The sequence below is a fragment of the Streptomyces sp. Root1310 genome (assembly GCF_001426425.1).
In the GTDB taxonomy this organism is placed as follows: domain Bacteria; phylum Actinomycetota; class Actinomycetes; order Streptomycetales; family Streptomycetaceae; genus Streptomyces.
Genome location: NZ_LMEQ01000001.1, coordinates 302,203 through 321,365, shown reverse-complemented (window position 1 = coordinate 321,365; position 19,163 = coordinate 302,203). Strand labels below are relative to the sequence as shown.

General features: G+C 71.8%; 16 protein-coding genes. 9 read left to right on the top strand and 7 right to left on the bottom strand.

The genetic code is table 11. The features are described 5' to 3' along the window. The first annotated feature begins 52 nt into the window (after positions 1-52). Together gltB and ASD48_RS01470 are read left to right on the top strand one after the other, a co-directional pair. Entirely contained in the window at positions 53-4,651 is a 4,599-nt protein-coding gene (gene gltB, locus ASD48_RS01475; protein ID WP_079073562.1) for a glutamate synthase large subunit, read from the top strand. Beyond that, positions 4,644-6,107 (top strand): glutamate synthase subunit beta, encoded by a 1,464-nt coding sequence (locus ASD48_RS01470; RefSeq protein WP_057599496.1) that lies wholly within the window; start codon positions 4,644-4,646, stop codon positions 6,105-6,107. The genes gltB and ASD48_RS01470 overlap by 8 nt, the downstream gene beginning before the upstream one ends. Positions 6,108-6,283: 176 nt before the next feature. Here the strand turns inward: ASD48_RS01470 and ASD48_RS01465 are convergent, their stop codons facing one another. Continuing rightward, a complete protein-coding gene (locus ASD48_RS01465; RefSeq protein ID WP_057599495.1) occupies positions 6,284-7,096 on the bottom strand; it encodes a chitosanase in 813 nt (270 codons plus the stop codon). 106 nt (positions 7,097-7,202) lie between these two features. Here ASD48_RS01465 and ASD48_RS01460 point away from each other — a divergent pair, with 106 nt between their 5' ends. The 3 genes from ASD48_RS01460 to ASD48_RS01450 all read left to right on the top strand — a co-directional run bounded on the left by ASD48_RS01460 (position 7,203) and on the right by ASD48_RS01450 (position 10,278). After that, positions 7,203-7,922, top strand: a complete 720-nt coding sequence (locus tag ASD48_RS01460; protein ID WP_057599494.1) for a VWA domain-containing protein — start codon at positions 7,203-7,205, stop codon at positions 7,920-7,922. Continuing rightward, positions 7,883-8,464 carry a HutD family protein gene (locus ASD48_RS01455; RefSeq protein WP_057599493.1) on the top strand — a complete coding sequence of 194 codons (582 nt, stop codon included), beginning with the start codon at positions 7,883-7,885 and terminating at the stop codon, positions 8,462-8,464. Before ASD48_RS01460 ends, ASD48_RS01455 begins: the two co-directional genes overlap by 40 nt. Before the next feature lie 158 nt (positions 8,465-8,622). Further along, positions 8,623-10,278, top strand: a complete 1,656-nt coding sequence (locus ASD48_RS01450; RefSeq protein WP_057599492.1) for a cytochrome bc complex cytochrome b subunit — start codon at positions 8,623-8,625, stop codon at positions 10,276-10,278. Positions 10,279-10,382: 104 nt separating this feature from the next. Here ASD48_RS01450 and ASD48_RS01445 read toward each other — a convergent pair whose 3' ends face one another. After that, a complete protein-coding gene (locus ASD48_RS01445) occupies positions 10,383-10,955 on the bottom strand; it encodes a TetR/AcrR family transcriptional regulator (RefSeq protein WP_057599491.1) in 573 nt (190 codons plus the stop codon). Between the two features lie 89 nt (positions 10,956-11,044). On the opposite strand from ASD48_RS01445, the gene ASD48_RS01440 reads away from it, so the two are divergent. Further along, positions 11,045-11,536 (top strand): FBP domain-containing protein, encoded by a 492-nt coding sequence (locus ASD48_RS01440; protein ID WP_057599490.1) that lies wholly within the window; start codon positions 11,045-11,047, stop codon positions 11,534-11,536. A 2-nt stretch (positions 11,537-11,538) separates the two neighbouring features. Here the strand turns inward: ASD48_RS01440 and ASD48_RS01435 are convergent, their stop codons facing one another. After that, on the bottom strand, positions 11,539-12,489 hold the full coding sequence (locus ASD48_RS01435) for an acyl-CoA dehydrogenase family protein (RefSeq protein ID WP_057599489.1): 951 nt from the start codon (positions 12,487-12,489) through the stop codon (positions 11,539-11,541). Between the two features lie 26 nt (positions 12,490-12,515). Then, positions 12,516-13,667 carry an acyl-CoA dehydrogenase family protein gene (locus tag ASD48_RS01430; protein ID WP_057599488.1) on the bottom strand — a complete coding sequence of 384 codons (1,152 nt, stop codon included), beginning with the start codon at positions 13,665-13,667 and terminating at the stop codon, positions 12,516-12,518. Between the two features lie 61 nt (positions 13,668-13,728). Between ASD48_RS01430 and ASD48_RS01425 the strand changes: the two genes are divergently transcribed. The 3 genes from ASD48_RS01425 to ASD48_RS01415 are packed head-to-tail and all read left to right on the top strand — an operon-like array spanning position 13,729 to position 16,336. Beyond that, positions 13,729-14,517, top strand: a complete 789-nt coding sequence (locus tag ASD48_RS01425; protein ID WP_057599487.1) for an SDR family oxidoreductase — start codon at positions 13,729-13,731, stop codon at positions 14,515-14,517. 26 nt (positions 14,518-14,543) lie between these two features. Next, entirely contained in the window at positions 14,544-15,155 is a 612-nt protein-coding gene (locus tag ASD48_RS01420) for a TetR/AcrR family transcriptional regulator (protein WP_057600946.1), read from the top strand. A 23-nt stretch (positions 15,156-15,178) separates the two neighbouring features. Continuing rightward, complete coding sequence (locus ASD48_RS01415; RefSeq protein WP_057599486.1) at positions 15,179-16,336, top strand: acetyl-CoA C-acetyltransferase; 1,158 nt, start codon at positions 15,179-15,181, stop codon at positions 16,334-16,336. A 128-nt stretch (positions 16,337-16,464) separates the two neighbouring features. Here the strand turns inward: ASD48_RS01415 and ASD48_RS01410 are convergent, their stop codons facing one another. The 3 genes from ASD48_RS01410 to ASD48_RS01400 are packed head-to-tail and all read right to left on the bottom strand — an operon-like array spanning position 16,465 to position 19,117. Then, complete coding sequence (locus ASD48_RS01410) at positions 16,465-17,523, bottom strand: nitronate monooxygenase (RefSeq protein WP_057599485.1); 1,059 nt, start codon at positions 17,521-17,523, stop codon at positions 16,465-16,467. Beyond that, positions 17,523-18,296 carry a CoA-transferase gene (locus ASD48_RS01405; RefSeq protein WP_242432482.1) on the bottom strand — a complete coding sequence of 258 codons (774 nt, stop codon included), beginning with the start codon at positions 18,294-18,296 and terminating at the stop codon, positions 17,523-17,525. The genes ASD48_RS01410 and ASD48_RS01405 overlap by 1 nt, the downstream gene beginning before the upstream one ends. Next, positions 18,293-19,117, bottom strand: coding sequence for a CoA-transferase (locus ASD48_RS01400; RefSeq protein WP_282438181.1), 825 nt, complete (start codon positions 19,115-19,117; stop codon positions 18,293-18,295). Before ASD48_RS01400 ends, ASD48_RS01405 begins: the two co-directional genes overlap by 4 nt. Positions 19,118-19,163 lie beyond the last annotated feature (46 nt).

Below are 19,163 nucleotides of genomic sequence, written 5' to 3'. Positions count from 1 at the left end.
CGTCGTCCCTTCGCCAGCAGATATGCCACTTGAGACGACGACGGGAGAGCCGATGCGTACGCCGCGCCAGCCGTCCCAGCATTCCGCGAATGGCCAGAACTGGTCTTTCATGGATGCTCGCCCTGCTGCGCAGGGTATGTACGACCCCCGCAACGAGCACGACGCCTGTGGCGTCGGCTTCGTGGCCAACCTCACCGGCGAGGCGAGCCACACGCTGGTCGAGCAGGCGCTCACCGTTCTGCGCAACCTCGAACACCGCGGCGCCACCGGCTCCGAGCCGGACTCCGGCGACGGTGCGGGCATCCTGACCCAGGTCCCGGACGCCTTCTTCCGCGAGGTGGCCGGACTTGAGCTCCCCGAGGCCGGCGGCTACGCCGTCGGTATCGCCTTCCTCCCCGAGGACGGCCTCGACGAGGTCGTCTCACGGATCGAGACGATCGCCGCCGACGAGGGCCTCACCGTCCTCGGCTGGCGCGAGGTCCCGGTCGCCCCCGGGCTGCTCGGCGCCACCGCCCGTTCGACGATGCCGGCCTTCCGCCAGATCTTCGTCACGGACGGCGTGAGCACGGGCATCGAGCTCGACCGCAAGGCGTTCGTCCTGCGCAAGCGCGCCGAGCGCGAGGCCGGCGTCTACTTCCCGTCGCTGTCCGCGCGGACCATCGTCTACAAGGGCATGCTGACCACCGGCCAGCTCGAGCCCTTCTTCCCGGACCTGTCCGACCGCCGCTTCGCCTCGGCCGTGTCGCTCGTCCACTCGCGCTTCTCGACGAACACCTTCCCGTCGTGGCCGCTCGCGCACCCGTACCGCTTCGTCGCGCACAACGGTGAGATCAACACCGTCAAGGGCAACCGCAACTGGATGACCGCCCGCGAGTCGCAGCTGGTCTCGGACTTGTTCGGCTCCGACGGCAAGTCCATCGAGCGGATCTTCCCGGTGTGTACGCCGGACGCCTCCGACTCGGCGTCCTTCGACGAGGTGCTCGAGCTGCTCCACCTCGGTGGCCGCTCGCTCCCGCACTCCGTGCTGATGATGATCCCGGAGGCGTGGGAGAACCACGACTCCATGGACCCGGCCCGCCGCGCCTTCTACGAGTTCCACTCCACGATGATGGAGCCCTGGGACGGCCCGGCCTGCGTCACCTTCACCGACGGCACCCAGGTCGGCGCCGTGCTCGACCGCAACGGTCTGCGCCCCGGCCGCTACTGGGTCACCGACGACGGCCTCGTCGTCCTCGGCTCCGAGGTCGGCGTCCTCGACATCGACCCGGCCAAGGTCGTCCGCAAGGGCCGCCTCCAGCCCGGCCGGATGTTCCTCGTCGACACCGCCGAGCACCGCATCATCGAGGACGACGAGATCAAGGCCCAGCTCGCCGCCGAGAAGCCCTACGCCGAGTGGCTGGAGGCCGGCGAGATCGAGCTGGTCGACCTGCCCGAGCGCGAGCACATCGTGCACACCCACGCCTCGGTCACCCGCCGCCAGCAGACCTTCGGCTACACCGAGGAAGAGCTGCGCGTCATCCTCGCGCCGATGGCCAAGACCGCCGGCGAACCGCTCGGTTCCATGGGCACGGACTCGCCGATCGCCGCGCTCTCCGCGCGCCCGCGGCTGCTCTTCGACTACTTCACCCAGCTGTTCGCGCAGGTCACCAACCCGCCGCTGGACGCGATCCGCGAAGAGCTCGTGACCTCGCTGCGCTCCTCCCTCGGCCCGCAGGGCAACCTGCTCGAGCCGAGCGCCGCGTCGTGCCGCACGGTCACCCTGCCGTTCCCGGTCATCGACAACGACGAGCTGGCCAAGCTCATCCACATCAACGCCGACGGCGACATGCCCGGCTTCAAGGCCGCGACGCTCTCCGGTCTGTACCGGGTGCACGGCGGCGGTGACGCGCTGGCCGCCCGCATCGAGGAGATCTGCGCCGAGGCCGACGCGGCCATCGACAACGGCGCCCGCCTCATCGTCCTGTCGGACCGCCACTCGGACGCCGAGCACGCCCCGATCCCGTCGCTGCTGCTCACCGCGGCCGTCCACCACCACCTCATCCGCACCAAGCAGCGCACCGAGGTGGGCCTGCTGGTCGAGGCCGGTGACGTCCGCGAGGTCCACCACGTCGCGCTGCTGATCGGCTTCGGCGCCGCCGCCGTCAACCCGTACCTGGCGATGGAATCCGTCGAGGACCTGCTGCGCGCGGGCACCTTCCTGGACGGCATGGAGCCCGAGCAGGCGATCCGCAACCTGATCTACGCGCTGGGCAAGGGCGTCCTGAAGGTCATGTCCAAGATGGGCATCTCGACCGTCGCCTCCTACCGCGGCGCCCAGGTCTTCGAGGCCGTCGGTCTCGAAGACGCCTTCGTCACCAAGTACTTCAGCGGCACCGCCACCAAGATCGGCGGCGTCGGCATCGACGTCATCGCCAAGGAGGTCGCCGCCCGCCACGCCAAGGCCTACCCGGCCAGCGGCATCGCGCCGGCCCACCGCGCCCTGGAGATAGGCGGCGAGTACCAGTGGCGCCGCGAGGGCGAGCCCCACCTGTTCGACCCGGAGACGGTCTTCCGCCTCCAGCACTCGACGCGCACGGCCCGCTACGACATCTTCAAGAAGTACACGGACCGCGTGAACGAGCAGTCCGAGCGCCTCATGACGCTGCGCGGCCTCTTCGGCTTCAAGTCGGACCGGCAGCCGATCTCCCTCGACGAGGTCGAGTCGGTCGACGAGATCGTCAAGCGCTTCTCCACCGGCGCCATGTCGTACGGCTCCATCTCCAAGGAGGCGCACGAGACCCTCGCCATCGCCATGAACCAGCTGGGCGGCAAGTCCAACACCGGTGAGGGCGGCGAGGACGCGGACCGGCTGTACGACCCGGCACGCCGCTCGGCGATCAAGCAGGTCGCCTCCGGCCGCTTCGGCGTCACCTCCGAGTACCTGGTCAATGCCGACGACATCCAGATCAAGATGGCCCAGGGCGCCAAGCCCGGCGAGGGCGGCCAGCTGCCCGGCCACAAGGTCTACCCGTGGGTCGCCAAGACCCGGCACAGCACCCCCGGTGTCGGTCTGATCTCCCCGCCGCCGCACCACGACATCTACTCGATCGAGGACCTGGCCCAGCTGATCCACGACCTGAAGAACGCGAACCCGCAGGCGCGGATTCACGTGAAGCTGGTCTCCGAGGTCGGCGTCGGCACGGTCGCGGCCGGTGTGTCCAAGGCGCACGCGGACGTCGTGCTCATCTCCGGTCACGACGGCGGCACCGGCGCCTCCCCGCTCACCTCGCTCAAGCACGCGGGCGGCCCCTGGGAGCTCGGCCTCGCCGAGACCCAGCAGACGCTGCTGCTCAACGGCCTGCGCGACCGCATCGTCGTGCAGACCGACGGCCAGCTGAAGACCGGCCGCGACGTGATCATCGCCGCGCTGCTCGGCGCCGAGGAGTTCGGTTTCGCGACCGCGCCGCTCGTCGTCTCCGGCTGCGTCATGATGCGCGTCTGCCACCTGGACACCTGCCCGGTCGGCATCGCCACCCAGAACCCGGTGCTCCGTGACCGCTTCGCCGGCAAGGCGGAGTACGTGGTGAACTTCTTCAAGTTCATCGCCGAGGAGGTCCGCGAGATCCTCGCCGAGCTGGGCTTCCGCACCATCGAGGAGGCCGTCGGCCACGCCGAGGTCCTCGACGTGGAGCGCGCCGTCGACCACTGGAAGGCGCAGGGTCTGAACCTGGCCCCGCTGTTCCACGTGCCCGCCCTGCCCGAGGGCGCGGCGCTGCACCAGGTCATCACGCAGGACCACGGCCTGGAGAAGGCGCTCGACAACGAGCTGATCAAGCTCGCCGCCGACGCCCTGGCCGCGGACTCCGCGACCGACGCCCAGCCGGTGCGCGCCCAGGTCGCCATCCGCAACATCAACCGCACGGTCGGCACCATGCTCGGCCACGAGGTGACGAAGAAGTTCGGTGGCGCGGGCCTGCCCGAGGACACCATCGACATCACCTTCACCGGTTCCGCCGGCCAGTCCTTCGGCGCCTTCCTCCCGCGCGGTGTCACGCTGCGCCTGGAGGGCGACGCCAACGACTACGTCGGCAAGGGTCTCTCGGGCGGCCGCGTCGTCGTCCGCCCGGACCGGGGCGCCGACCACCTCGCCGAGTACTCGACGATCGCGGGCAACACCATCGCCTACGGCGCGACCGGCGGCGAGCTGTTCCTGCGGGGCCGTACCGGTGAGCGGTTCTGCGTCCGCAACTCCGGCGCGACGGTCGTCTCCGAGGGCGTGGGCGACCACGGCTGCGAGTACATGACCGGCGGTCACGCGGTGGTCCTCGGCGAGACGGGCCGCAACTTCGCGGCCGGTATGTCGGGCGGTATCGCCTACGTGATCGACCTGAACCGCGACAACGTCAACGCCGGCAACCTCGGCGCCGTCGAGGCACTGGACGAGACCGACAAGCAGTGGCTGCACGACGTCGTGCGCCGGCACGCCGAGGAGACCGCTTCGACGGTCGCGGCGAAGCTGCTCGTCGACTGGGACACCGCCGCGGAGCGCTTCAGCAAGATCATCCCCAGCACGTACAAGGCAGTGCTCGCCGCCAAGGACGCCGCCGAGCAGGCGGGACTCTCCGAGTCCGAGATCACCGAGAAGATGATGGAGGCGGCGACCAATGGCTGACCCGAAGGGCTTCCTGAACCACGGCCGTGAGGTCGCCAAGTCCCGTCCCGTCGACGTGCGTCTGAAGGACTGGAACGAGGTCTACGTCCCCGGTTCGCTGCTGCCGATCATCGGCAAGCAGGCCGGCCGGTGCATGGACTGCGGCATCCCGTTCTGCCACAACGGCTGTCCGCTGGGGAACCTGATCCCCGAGTGGAACGACTTCGCCTACCGCGAGGACTGGACGGCGGCCTCCGAGCGGCTGCACGCCACGAACAACTTCCCGGAGTTCACGGGCCGTCTGTGCCCCGCTCCGTGCGAGTCGGCGTGTGTGCTGGGCATCAACCAGCCGGCCGTCACCATCAAGAACGTCGAGGTCTCGATCATCGACAAGGCGTGGGAGACCGGTGACGTCGCCCCGCAGGCGCCCGAGCGCCTGTCCGGCAAGACCGTCGCGGTCATCGGCTCGGGCCCGGCGGGCCTGGCCGCCGCCCAGCAGCTCACCCGGGCCGGCCACACCGTCGCCGTCTACGAGCGCGCGGACCGCATCGGAGGCCTCCTCCGGTACGGCATCCCCGAGTTCAAGATGGAGAAGCGGCACATCAACCGCCGTATCGAGCAGATGCGCGCGGAGGGCACCCGCTTCCGTACCGGGATCGAGATCGGCCGCGACCTCAAGGCGACCGACCTGAAGAAGCGCTACGACGCCATCGTCATCGCCGCCGGCGCCACGACCGCCCGTGACCTTCCGGTCCCCGGCCGTGAGCTCAAGGGCGTCTACCAGGCGATGGAGTACCTGCCGCTGGCCAACAAGGTCCAGGAGGGCGACTTCGTGGCGCCCCCGATCTCGGCCGAGGGCAAGCACGTCGTGGTCATCGGCGGTGGCGACACCGGTGCCGACTGCGTGGGCACCGCCCACCGTCAGGGCGCGGCCTCGGTCACCCAGCTGGAGATCATGCCCCGTCCGGGCGAGGAGCGGGACGCGGTCTCCCAGCCGTGGCCGACCTTCCCGATGCTCTACAAGGTCACGAGCGCGCACGAGGAGGGCGGCGAGCGGGTCTACTCCGTCTCCACCACCCACTTCGAGGGCGACGAGGACGGCAACGTCCAGTGGCTGCACCTCACGGAGGTCGAGTTCATCGACGGCAGGCTGACCCCGAAGCCGGGCACGGAGCGCAAGATCCCCGCCCAGCTGGTCACCCTCGCCATGGGCTTCACCGGCACCGACCGTGAGAACGGCGTGGTGGAGCAGTTCGGTCTGGAGCTCGACGAGCGCGGCAACATCGCCCGCGACGCCGACTTCCGGACCAACGTCCCGGGCGTGTACGTCGCCGGCGACGCCGGCCGCGGCCAGTCGCTCATCGTGTGGGCGATCGCGGAGGGCCGCTCGGCCGCCCGCGGCGTCGACCGGTTCCTGACCGGCACGAGCGAGCTGCCGGCCCCGATCCGCCCGACCGACCGCTCGCTGCTGGTCTGACGGCCCCGCAGGGCCCACCGGCCCACCCATGACGTCCCGTACAAAGGCGTACGGAACACAGACGGCGCCTGCCCCACAGTCCCCGACCGGACGACCGGGCAGGCGCCGCCGCATGTCCGCACCTCCGCATGCCCGCAGGTCCGCCTGCCGGCAGGCCCCTCGGCGTTCCGGCCGCGCTACGACACCTCGTACGTCTCCCCGTACACCTGCCACCGCAGCGGCGGGCGCAGGCCGAGGTTGCCCTCGTGCAGGAAGCGGCGCTGGGTGGTGTCCACGCGCGAGGTGTCGATGCCGGGGTGCCGGGTCAGCATGGCCCGCCGGCGGGCGTCCAGGAAGGCGTCGAGGTAGACGGTCTCCTTGCCGCCCTGCGCCGGCGTGCGGGCCTCCCGCATCGCGCGCGCACGAATGCCGTCGAAGCTGGTCGGGCCCGCGCCGGGGCCGTGGAAGACCAGGGCGTCGTAGTAGATGAACTGGCCCAGCGCGCCCAGGCCGTCGACCCGGCCCCGGCGGACCGCCGGGGCGAAGTAGACACGGTCGCGCTCGACGTCCTGGGCGGCCCGGAAGGCGGGCACCCTCGACTCCTCCCGCCAGGCGGCCGGGAAGCCGGGGTCCAGTCCGGCGTGCGAGGCGGTGCCGTCGACCCGGCGCAGGGCGGGGAGATAACGGGCGAGGGCGTTGCCCGGGTGGTCGCGCGTGTAGCGCTCGACGAGGGTGAGCAGATCGTGGGTGCCGGTGCAGAAGCCGATCAGTCCCGCCGTGTAGCCCTGTCCGTCACCGATGTCCTCGACATAGCCGTACGCGCTGCGCCAGTCCAGGGTCCCGTTCTCGGCGCTGGCCACGATCTTCTGGGCCAGTTCCTTCTGGGTCGGGGCGGCGAGGCCCGGTGAGGTCGCGCGGGCCTCGGCGGTCAGCCGTGCGGGCTGGGTGGGAGTGAACAGATACACCGTCGACGCTACGGCGACGCAGACCAGGGCGGCGGCACGTTTCATGCCGCACACCCTAGAGCGGGAATGTCGTGTTCCTTGCCATTCCATCCTGATTAGCCGACGAACGAACAAAAGGGCGAAGGCCGGTGGGTGTGGGAGGCTGTGCGCCATGGTCGCGATCAGTCTCACCAAGGTCCAGGAGACCGCACCCGCGCTGGTCAACCTCTACAAGAGCGCCGGGGTTTCCCTCACCAAGCACGGTCTCGACGGCCAGCGGGCCGCCGTCTACCTCGTCGTCGACTACTCGGGGTCGATGAAGCCGTACTACCAGGACGGCAGTGTGCAGGCGCTCGCCGACCGGGTGTTGGGCCTGTCCGCGCACCTCGACGACGACGGCCGGGTGCCCGCCGTCTTCTTCTCCACCGACGTCGACGCGGTCACCGACATCGCCCTCGCCGACCATCAGGGGCGGGTGGACCGGATCGTGGCCGGGCTCGGGCACATGGGCAAGACCAGTTACCACCTCGCCATGGACGCCGTCATCGACCACTACCTCGACAGCGGGTCGAAGGCCCCCGCGCTCGTCGTCTTCCAGACCGACGGTGGCCCGATCAACAAGCTCGCCGCCGAACGCTACCTGTGCAAGGCGTCGAAGCTGCCTCTGTTCTGGCAGTTCATCGGCTTCGGAGACCGGGGCAGCAAACAGTTCGACTTCCTGCGCAAGCTCGACGAACTGCCCGTACCGGCGAAGCGGGCGGTCGACAACGCCGGTTTCTTCCACGCCGGTTCGGATCCGCGCAAGGTGTCGGACGCGGAGCTGTACGACCGGCTGGTCGGGGAGTTCCCGGCATGGCTGAGGGCGGCCAGGGCGCAGGACATCATCCGGTGACCGTCCTGCTGCCCGCCGCCGGGCGTGCGGCCACGGCGTGGAAGAACGGCGGCGGGGTGACCCGTGGGATCGCCTGCTTCCCGGCGGGCGCGGGCATGGCCGACTTCATCTGGCGGGTCAGCCTCGCCGAGGTCGCCGCGGACGGCCCGTTCTCCGTGTTCCCCGACGTGGAGCGGACCCTGACGCTGGTCGAGGGCGCGGGCATGGACCTGACCGTGGGCGGGCGGCGGCGGCTCGTCGACGCAAGGTACGTCCCCCAGGACCTCCCCGGTGACGAGCCCACCGACTGCCGGCTGCTGGACGGGCCCGTCGTCAACCTCAACGTGATGTGGCGCAGGGGCACCCCGGCCCCGGCCGTCGCGGTCGTCCGCGGCCGGCTCGGCCTGCGGGCGGCGCACGCCCTGATCGTCGCCCTCGGTGAAAGCGGGTCCGCCGACGTCGGCGGGGTGCGGCTCGCCCGTCACGACGCCCTCCTGCTGAGCGGGGAGGACACGACTCTGCACGCGCACGGCCCCACGGCGGTGGTCGGCCTCGCCCCCTGACGCGACGCCCGTGGCCCCACGCCGGCCGCTCGGCCCTCCCCGCGGTCACGGGCGGTCCGTCCGCAGGGCCTCCGCGTGCCGCCGGCCCGGGCTGTCCGCACCGTTGGCTCAGCCGGACCGCCGTGCCACTCTGGGGTTCATCCGGCGGGAGGCGACGTATGGGTGACGACGCGCGATCGGTGAACGGGGCCGCGGGCGAAGGGACTTCGAGGCCCGGCGAGTCCGGCGGGGGTGAGCGGCTCGCCGACTGGGCCGACGAGCGGCTGGGGCTGTACGCGCTGGCGAGGACGAACCTGCGCAAGGTGTTCCCGGACCACTGGTCCTTCATGCTGGGCGAGATCTGTCTCTACAGCTTCCTGGTCCTCCTCCTCACCGGCGTCTACCTCACGCTGTTCTTCGAGCCGAGCAGCGCCGAGGTCGTCTACGACGGCAGTTACGTCCCGCTCAACGGCGTCACGATGACGAAGGCGTACGAGTCGACGCTCGACATCAGCTTCGACGTGCGCGGCGGGCTGCTGATCCGGCAGATCCACCACTGGGCGGCCCTGGTCTTCGTCACCGGCATGCTCGTCCACATGATGCGGGTGTTCTTCACCGGCGCGTTCCGCAAGCCGCGCGAGGTCAACTGGCTGTTCGGCTGGACGCTGTTGTTCCTCGGCATCCTCACCGGACTGACCGGCTACTCGCTCCCCGACGACCTGCTCTCCGGCACCGGCGTCCGGTTCGCCGACGGCGCGATCCTCTCCGTCCCGATCGTCGGGACGTACGTGTCGTTCTTCCTCTTCGGCGGGGAGTTCCCGGGGCACGACATCATCTCCCGGTTCTTCCCGATCCATGTGCTGCTGCTGCCCGGGATCATGCTGGGGCTCGTCGTCGCCCATCTCATCCTGGTGTTCTTCCACAAGCACACGCAGTACCCCGGGCCGGGACGCGACCAGAGGTCGGTCGTCGGCATGCCGTTCATGCCCGTCTACATGGCGAAGGCGGGCGGGTTCTTCTTCCTGGTCTTCGGCGTGCTGACGGTGATGGGCGGCATCGCGAGCATCAACCCGGTGTGGGCGTTCGGCCCCTACCGCCCTGACCTGGTGACGACGGGCGCCCAGCCGGACTGGTACCTCGGCTTCTCCGAGGGGCTGATCCGGGTGATGCCGGGATGGGAGATCAACGCCTGGGGCCACACCCTGGTGCCCGGCGTCCTCATCCCCTTCACGCTGTTCCCGCTGATCCTGCTCGCCATCGGGATCTACCCGTTCGTCGAGGCGTGGGTCACCGGTGACAGGCGCGAGCACCACATCCTCGACCGGCCGCGCAACGCGCCCGTGCGAACCGGCCTCGGGGTGGCCTGGCTGACCCTGTACGTGGTGCTGCTGATCGGCGGCGGCAACGACATCGTGGCCACGCATCTGCATCTGTCCATCAACGCGATCACCTGGTTCGTACGCTTCGCCGTGTTCGTCGCGCCGGTCGTCGCCTTCATGGTCACCAAGCGGATCTGTCTGGGCCTCCAGCTCCGGGACCGGGACAAGGTGCTGCACGGCCGCGAGACGGGGACCATCAGGCGTCTTCCGCACGGCGAGTACGTGGAGGTCCACGAACCCCTGGACCAGGCCCGGCTGTTCACCCTCACCCAGCACGAGCAGCACCCGCCGTACGAGATCGGCCCGCTCGTCGACCACAACGGTGTGCGGCGGCCGGTCAGGGTGTCCCAGCGGGTACGGGCGCGGCTCGCGCGTGCCATGTTCGGGGCGGACAGCCAGGTCCCGAAGCCGACGCCGGAGGAGCGTCGCGAACTGACCGGCGGGTCCGGACACTGATACAGGCTCGGCCCGCCTGCCCGCCTGCCCGCCTGCCCGCCTGCCCGCCTGCCCGCCTGCCCGCCTGCCCGCCTGCCCGCCTGCCTGCCCGCCTGCGGGTCCGGTCAGTTCTTGGGCGGCCAGTTGCGCAGCAGGGTGTCCAGGGCGTCCAGGATCCGGGTCCAGGTCTCCTGGGTGTCGGGGGCGCTGTGGCTGAATCCGCCGCCGAGCTCCAGGCTGACATAGCCGTGGAAGACGCTGCCCAGGAGCCGGACGGCATGGGTCTGGTCCGGCTCGGTGAGGTCGTAGCCGCGCAGGATCGCCCGGGTCATGCGGGCGTGCCGCGGTCCGGCGCTCGCGGCCGCCGTCTCGGGGTCGAGGCGCAGCTGGGCCGCGGCGTAGCGGCCGGGGTGTTCGCGGGCGTAGTCGCGGTAGACGTCGGCCAGGGCGGTCAGGGCGTCCTTGCCGGCCCGCCCGGCCAGCGCGAGGTCGCCCCGGTCGGCGAGCTCCTCCAGGGCGAGCAGGGCGATCCGGGTGCTGAGGTCGTCGGAGTTCTTCACGTGCGAGTACAGGCTCGCGACCTTGACGTCGAAGCGCCGGGCGAGCGCCGAGACGGTCACCTGGTCGAAGCCGACCTCGTCGGCCAGCTCCGCACCCGCCCGGACCAGACGATCCGTGCTCAGCCCCACACGCCCCATGCCCGTCCTCCTGCGTCTCGCCCCGTACCCCTCCGCCGATAGCCATTATGCGTTTGCCTAAAAGGTTTAGGCAAATTAGCCTGCGTTATATGAAGCCGCTCACCGAGCAAGAGATCCGTGCCGCGTTCGTCAACTGCACCAAGGGCGAGGCCAAGCGCCTGGCCGTCCCCCGCGACCTGGCCGACCGGCCCTGGGAGGACCTGGACTACCTCGGCTGGCGGGACCCCCAGGCCCCCGACCGGGCCTACCTCGCCGTCGAGCTGGAGGGCCGGCCGAAGGCCCTCGCGCTGCGCTCCTCCACCTCGGGTTCATGGCAGGCGCGCCGCAGCATGTGCACGATGTGCCTCACCACCCACTCCGGCGGTGTCTCGCTGATGGTCGCGCCCAAGGCGGGCAGGGCCGGCCAGCAGGGCAACTCGGTGGGCGCCTACATCTGCAGCGACCTCGCCTGCTCGCTGTACGTGCGGGGCAAGCGGGACGCGGGCGTCGGCGCCCGGCTGCCCGAGACGATCACCCTGGAGGAGAAGATCGGCCGGACGGTGGCGAACCTCGCCGCGTTCGTCGCCAGGGTGACCGGCTGAGGCTAGGTGCGGCCGCGCAGCACCTCCGCCCGGCAGGCGTCAGGAGTGCCCCAGGCCGTGCGCAGGGCGCGGGCCTTGGTGAGCCAGAGCGACAGGTCGTACTCCGCCGTGTAGCCGATCGCGCCGTGCAGTTGGAGCGCGGTGCGCGCGGTCGCGTACGCCGCCTCGCAGGCGCTCACCTTGGCGGCGGCGACGTCCGCCGGGCTCATCGTCACGGCGGCGCCCAGGACCAGCGGGCGGGCGAACTCCAACGCGATCTTCGCGTCCGCCAGCCGGTGCTTGACCGCCTGGAACGAGCCGACGGGGACACCGAACTGCACGCGCCGCCCCACATACGCCACGGTCCGCTCCAGCAGCGCCAGACCCACCCCGAGAGCCTGTGCGGCGGTGGCGAGACGGGCCCAGCACAGGGCACGGTCCACGGGCGGGTCCGCGGTGAGGAGTTCGCCGCCCGGCAGCAGGCGGGTGAGGCGGCGGGCGGGGTCGAGGGAGGGGCGTACCGGGCCGTGCCCGGGGGCCAGCCGGAGACCGTCGGCGGCCAGCGCCAGCCGTAGGGCCGCCGCGTCACCGTCCACGGCGTACGAGCCTTCGGGCGCCAGCGTGGCCATCGACTTGCCCGCGGCCAGGGCCGGGAGGAACCGCTCGGCCGGGCCCGGGTCGTGCAGCAGGGCCGCCGCGGCGACCGTCTCCGCCAGCGGGCCCGGCACCGCGTGCCGCCCCAGCTGCACGAAGGCGACGGCCAGGTCCACCGGCCGGGGCCCCAGCCCCTCGTACGCCTCCGGCACCGCCAGGGCGAACACGCCGGCCTCCGCGATCCGCGACCACAGCGCGAGGCCGCTCGCCCGCTCGCCCCGGCCCCACTCGCGCACCGCGGCGGGGGTGTCGGCCGCGCTCAGCATCGCGTCCAGCGAAGCGGCGAACGCCCGCTGTTCGGTGTCCAGCAGGAACCGCATCGCCGGCGGAGCCGGCCTGGGCGAAGTCATCGGCGGCGTCCCCTCGGCAGGCCGAGCAGCCGCTCGGCGACGATGTCGCGCTGGATCTCGTTCGTGCCCGCATAGATCGGGCCGGCCAGGGAGAAGACGTAACCCTGCGACCAGTCGGTGTCGGCCGCCTCCCCTTCCGCGTCCTGCGCGCCCAGCAGGTCCAGCGCCGTCTCGTGCAGCGCGATGTCGTACTGCGACCAGAAGACCTTGTTCAGGCTCGACTCGGGGCCGAGCCGCTCCCCGGCGAGGAAACGGGAGGCGGCCGCGTAGGTGAACAGCTGATAGGCGCGGGCGCCGATCAGCGCGTCGGCGACGCGGGCCGCGCCGGCCTCCGGGCTGCCCCGGTCCGCCCAGAGGGCGTGCAGGCGGTCGGCCGCGGCGAGGAAGCGCCCGGGGGAGCGCAGGGTGAGCCCGCGTTCGTTGGCCGCCGTCGACATCGCGATCCGCCAGCCCTGGCCCGGCTCCCCGATCACGTCCTCGTCGGGCACGAACACCTCGTCCAGGAACAGTTCGGCGAACGCCGGCTTGCCGTCCAGGCGGCCGATGGGGCGGACGGTGACTCCCGGGGCCCGCAGGTCGAACATGACGTAGGTGAGCCCCTGATGCGGTCTCGGGGCCCCGGGGTCGGTGCGGAACAGGCCGAAGGCGCGGTCGGCGAAGGCCGCGCGCGACGACCAGGTCTTCTGGCCGCTCAGCCGCCAGCCGCCGGCCACGCGGACCGCCCTCGCGCGCAGCGCGGCCAGGTCCGAGCCCGCCTCGGGCTCCGACCAGGCCTGCGCCCAGACGACCTCGCCGGTGGCCATCGGAGGCAGGACCCGGGTCCGCTGTTCCTCGGTGCCGTGGTCGAGCAGGGTGGGGGCGAGGAGACTCACGCCGTTCTGGTTGACCCGGCCCGGGGCGCCCGCCGCGTAGTACTCCTCCTCGAAGACCAGCCAGCGCATCAGCCCGCAGTCCCGCCCGCCGTAGCGTGTCGGCCAGTCGACCACCGACCAGCCGGCCGCGGCCAGTTCGGCCTCCCACGCGCGGTGCGCCGTGAAGCCCTCGGCGGTCTCCAGGGAGGGCAGCGGCTCGGCCGGCACCCGCGCGCGCAGCCAGGCCCTGGCCTCGGCGCGGAACGCCTCGTCCGCGGGGGAGTGTGCGAGGTCCACGGGCGTCCTCCTCGTGCGCGCGTTCTTCCCTAACAAGTGTTTGGTAGGTTAGCGTGCCGTCATGAAGAACGTCGAGGGTCCGCCGTACGTTCCCGGGCACGCGCTGCTCGACGGCCGCAGCGCCGTGATCACCGCGGCGGCCGGCGCGGGCATCGGCGGAGCCACCGCGCGCCGCTTCCTGGAGGAGGGCGCGCGCGTGCTGATCAGCGACGCCCACACACGGCGGCTCAAGGCCTGCCAGGCCGAACTGGCCGCGGAGTTCGGCGTGGCGTCGGTGGCCGCCCAGCCGTGCGACGTCACCGACGAGAGCCAGGTGCGGGCCCTGTTCGACGCCGCCGTGCGCGAACACGGACGGCTGGACGTCGTCGTCAACAACGCCGGCCTCGGCGGGACCTCCGAACTCGTCGACATGACCGACGAGCAGTGGTCGCGCGTCCTGGGCGTCACCCTCGACGGAACCTTCCGGTGCACCCGGGCCGCCCTGCGGCTGATGCGCGAGACCGGCGGGGGAGTCGTCGTCAACAACGCCTCCGTCGTCGGCTGGCGCGCCCAGGCCGGCCAGGCGCACTACGCCGCCGCGAAGGCGGGCGTGATGGCGCTGACCCGCTGCGCGGCGATCGAGGCGGCCGCGTACGGCGTACGGGTCAACGCCGTCTCGCCGAGCCTCGCCATGCACCCGCACCTGGTGAAGGTGACCTCCGCCGAACTGCTGGCGGAGCTCACCGCCCGGGAGGCCTTCGGGCGGTACGCCGAACCCTGGGAGGTGGCCAACGTGATCGTGTTCCTGGCGTCGGACTACTCCTCGTACATGACGGGCGAGGTCGTCTCCGTCAGCGGCCAGCACGCCTGAGGGCCGGAGCAGACGACAATGTGTTCGTGCCGACCAAGAAGAAGCCCCAGGTGACCGCGGCGCCCGCGCGTCGCCGTGAACTCCTCGACACCGCCGCCGAGGTCTTCGCCGAACAGGGCTACAACGCCACCACCGTCCGGAAGATCGCCGACCACGCGGGCATGCTCGCGGGCAGCCTCTACTACCACTTCGACTCCAAGGAATCGATGCTGGAGGAGATCCTGCGCAGCTTCCTCGACGAGCTCTGGGACGGCTACGACACCGTCCTGGGCGCCGGGCTCGGCCCCCGGGAGACCCTCGCGGCCCTGGTCACCGAGTCCTTCCGGGAGATCGACCGGCACCGCGCCGCCGTCGCGATCTACCAGAAGGAGAGCAAGCAGCTCGTGGCGCAGGAACGGTTCGCGTTCCTCGCCGAGTCGCAGCGCCGGTTCGAGAAGGCGTGGCTGTCCACGCTGGAGCGGGGCGTCACGGACCGGGTCTTCCGCACCGACCTCGACATCCGCCTCACCTACCGGTTCGTCCGCGACACCGTGTGGGTCGCCGCGTCCTGGTACCGGCCCGGCGGACAGCACAGCCCGGAGGAGATCGCCCGGCAGTACCTGTCGATGGTGCTGGATGGGATCGCCGTACGTGAATAGCCCTTTCCTGTGAGGGAGTTGTCATGGCCGAGGCCTACATCGTCGAAGCGGTCCGTACGCCCGTCGGGCGGCGCGGAGGAGGACTGAGCACGGTCCATCCGGCCGACCTGGGCGCGCATGTGCTCAAGGAACTCGTCGCGCGGGCCGGGGTCGACCCGGCCGCCGTCGAGGACGTCGTCTTCGGCTGCCTGGACACCGTCGGGCCGCAGGCCGGGGACATCGCACGGACCTGCTGGCTGGCCGCCGGGCTGCCCGAGGAGGTGCCGGGCGTGACCGTGGACCGGCAGTGCGGCTCCTCGCAGCAGGCCGTGCACTTCGCCGCCCAGGGCGTGCTGTCCGGGACCCAGGACCTGGTGGTCGCGGGCGGCGTGCAGAACATGTCGCAGATCCCGATCGCCTACGCCACCCGGCAGGCAGCCGAGCCCCTCGGCTTCACCCAGGGCCCCTTCGCGGGCAGCGAGGGCTGGCGCGCGCGGTACGGGGACCGGCCGGTGAACCAGTTCGCCGGCGCCGAGATGATCGCCGCGAAGTGGGGCATCAGCCGCCAGGACCAGGAGGAGTTCGCCCTGCGCTCGCACCGGCGGGCGGTGCGGGCGATCGACGAGGGCCGCTTCACCCGCGAGACCGTCTCCCACGGGCCGGTCACCGCCGACGAGGGTCCGCGCCGGGACACCTCCCTGGAGAAGATGGCCGCCCTGAAGCCCGTCATCGACGGCGGGACCGTCACCGCCGCCTGTTCCTCGCAGGTCTCCGACGGCGCGGCGGCCCTGCTGCTGGCCTCGCAGCGGGCGGTGCGCGAGCACGGCCTGACGCCACGCGCGCGCGTGCACCATCTCTCCGTCCGCGGCGAGGACCCGATCCGCATGCTGACGGCTCCGATCCCGGCCACCGCGCACGCCCTGAAGAAGACCGGGCTGTCGATCCACGACATCGACCTCGTCGAGATCAACGAGGCGTTCGCTCCCGTCGTCCTGGCCTGGCTGAAGGAGACCGGCGCGGACCCGGAGAGGGTCAACGTCAACGGCGGGGCGATCGCGCTGGGCCACCCGCTCGGCGCGAGCGGCGCCAAGCTGATGACCACCCTCCTGCACGAACTGGAACGCACCGGCGGCCGGTTCGGCCTGCAGACCATGTGCGAGGGCGGCGGCCAGGCCAACGTGACGATCATCGAACGGCTGTGACGGCCACGCGGGTGACGGTCATCGGACCGTTGTGACGACGGCCCCGACGGTGACGGTCATCGGGCCGTTGTGACGACGGCCCGAAGGTGACGGTCGTCGGGCCGTTGACGCGGCCCCGAAGGTGACCGTCAACGAGCGGCCCCGAGCCGGTCGAGGGAGGCGAGTGTCTCCTCGGCCTCCCGCATGATCCGTGCCACCAGCTCCGCGCACGACGGCAGGTCGTCGATCACCCCGGCGACCTGCCCCGCGGCCATCACCCCCGTGTCCGTGCGCCCCTCCACCATCGCGGACCTGAGCATCATCGGAGTGTTCGCGGCGAGCAGGACCTGACTCCAGGCGAGATCCTTGCCGTGGCGCAGCGCCAGGCCGTCGCGGACCATCTCCCGCCAGCCGAGGCCGGACAGCTTCCGGAACCCGGCCGCGTGCCGCACCGCCCGCACCAGTGCCCCGGCCCGCCCGGCGTCCTCCAGCGCGTCGACCAGCGCGGTGCGCAGCATGCGGTGCGGGAGGCCGTCCACCGCCCGGGTGACGGTGACGTCCCGGACCGTCGCCGCCAGGTACCGCGCCTTCACCGCGTCCGGGACCGGCGAGTCCGAGGTGAGCAGGAACCGGGTGCCCATCGCGACCCCCGCCGCCCCGTACGCCAGCGCGGCCACCAGCCCCCGCCCGTCGAAGAAGCCGCCCGCCGCCACGACCGGGATGTCCACGGCGTCCACCACCTGCGGCAGCAGTACCGTCGTCGCCACGTCCCCGGTGTGTCCGCCGCCCTCCCCGCCCTGCACGATCACCGCGTCCGCACCCCACGCGGCGACCTTCTCGGCATGCCGGCGGGCCCCGATGGACGGGATGACGACGACCCCGCCCTCCTTGAGCTCGGCGATCAGCTCCGCGGAGGGCGCGAGCGCGAAGGACGCGACCCGCACGCCCTCGTCGAGGATGATCCGCACCCGGTCGCCGGAGTCCGCCGCGTCGGCCCGCAGATTGACCCCGAACGGCGCCGCCGTCCGCGACCGCACCTCGCGCACCGCCGCCCGCAGCCGGTCGACCGGCATGGTCGCGGAGGCCAGGATGCCCAGCGCCCCCGCGTCCGCGGCCGCCGACACCAGGCGCGGGCCCGCCACCCATCCCATCCCGGTCTGCACGATCGGGTGACGGACCCCGACCAGCCGGGTGAACGGCGTTTCCATCAGCCGGCGACCTCCCGGGCCCGGGTGTTCCCTGGGTCGATCACCTCGCGGATCAGACGCAGTTCGCCCGCCGTCGGCTCACGGGTGCGCGCCACCTCGTCCGGGACCACGAGGTCGAACCCCGTCGCCTCCCTGACCTGCTCGACACGCACCCCGGGATGCAGCGAGGCCAGCCGCATCGACCGGTCGGGGGTGGCGAAGTCGAACACCCCGAGGTCGGAGACGACCCGCGGGATGCGGTGGTGGCGCGCGCCGGCCGCACGGTCGTACCCGACCCCGCACACCATGTCGACCCGCTCGACGAAGACCCGCCGGGAGTGCCGAGGCACCCAGTAACTCGTCGGGTTGTTCAGCGTGTTGACCGGCGCGCCGCGCACCCCGAGCAACTGCCGCGTGGGCTTCGCCCAGTCGCCGATGCACGAGATGTTCTGGTTGCCGTACCGGTCGATCTGGCTCGCGCCCATCATCACGTGCCGTCGGCCCCCGGTGACCAGCGCCAGGTGCTGGCGGTAGGGCAGCCAGCCCTCGACGGTGCCGTCGAGACCGACGAGCAGCGCCTCCCCGTCGGTCAGCAGCAGGTCCGGCGCGAAGGTGTGCCGGGCGAGACGGGCGCCGACCGAGGGGATCAGGCCCATCGGGCTCGCCAGGATCTCGCCCGCGCCGCGCCACGCCTCCGCGCAGGCGATCACGCAGTACTCGGCGCGCGTCGCCCCGCCCACGGCCCCACCTCCGCCCTCGCCGCCGCTGGCGTCCCCGCTCACGTCCCCGCTCATGACTCCTCCCCGACGGCCGAGCGGTACCCCTGCTCGTCCCCGGCGAGGAACCGCGCCGCGAACTCGGGCCAGGGCGTCGTCGCGTACCGCTTCTGGAACGCCTCGTCCCGGCCGTAGTCGGGGGCGCAGGACGTGAAGTGCGCGCCGTTCGGCGCCTCGATCACCCCCGTCACCGTGTGCCGCTTGACCAGCAGCGACTGCGGTGCCGCCGCCTTCGTCAGCTCGGCGGTGTCGACGACCCGTTCACAGCTGACGTACGCCGCGTCCGCCGCCTCGCAGAACAGGTCGTCGAAGTACGGATCCGGGCCCAGGTACTGCCCGTTGCCCAGCCGGTCGGCCCGGTTGACGTGCACCAGGGCCGCGTCCAGCCGCAGGGCCGGCATGGCGACGAACGTCTCCCGGTCGTCGTACGGCGAAGTCACCGTCCGCAGACCGGGGTTGACCCGCATCACGTCCGAACCGAGCCCCGCCCGCACGGGCAGGAAGGGCAGCCGGTTCGCGGCCGCGTGCAGACCCCACATGAACATCGCCTCGTCGACCTCCGTCAGTTCGAAGGCCCCGCGCTCGCGGGCCGCGCGGTAGTGCGGTTCGAGGGGGATCGAGTCGAGGGTGACGAAGGCCGTGACCAGCTTGCGGATCCGGCCGGCCGCGGCGAGCATCCCGACGTCCGGGCCGCCGTACGAGACGACGGTGAGATCGGTGACCTCCGATCGGAGCAGGGCCCTGACCAGCGCCATCGGCTTACGGCGGGAGCCCCAGCCGCCGATCCCGAGGGTCATGCCACTGCGCAGCCGGGACACCGCCTCGTCCGCGGACAACAACTTGTCGGCCCTGTCGGCCCTGTCGGCCGTGCCCGTCCCGTGGGTC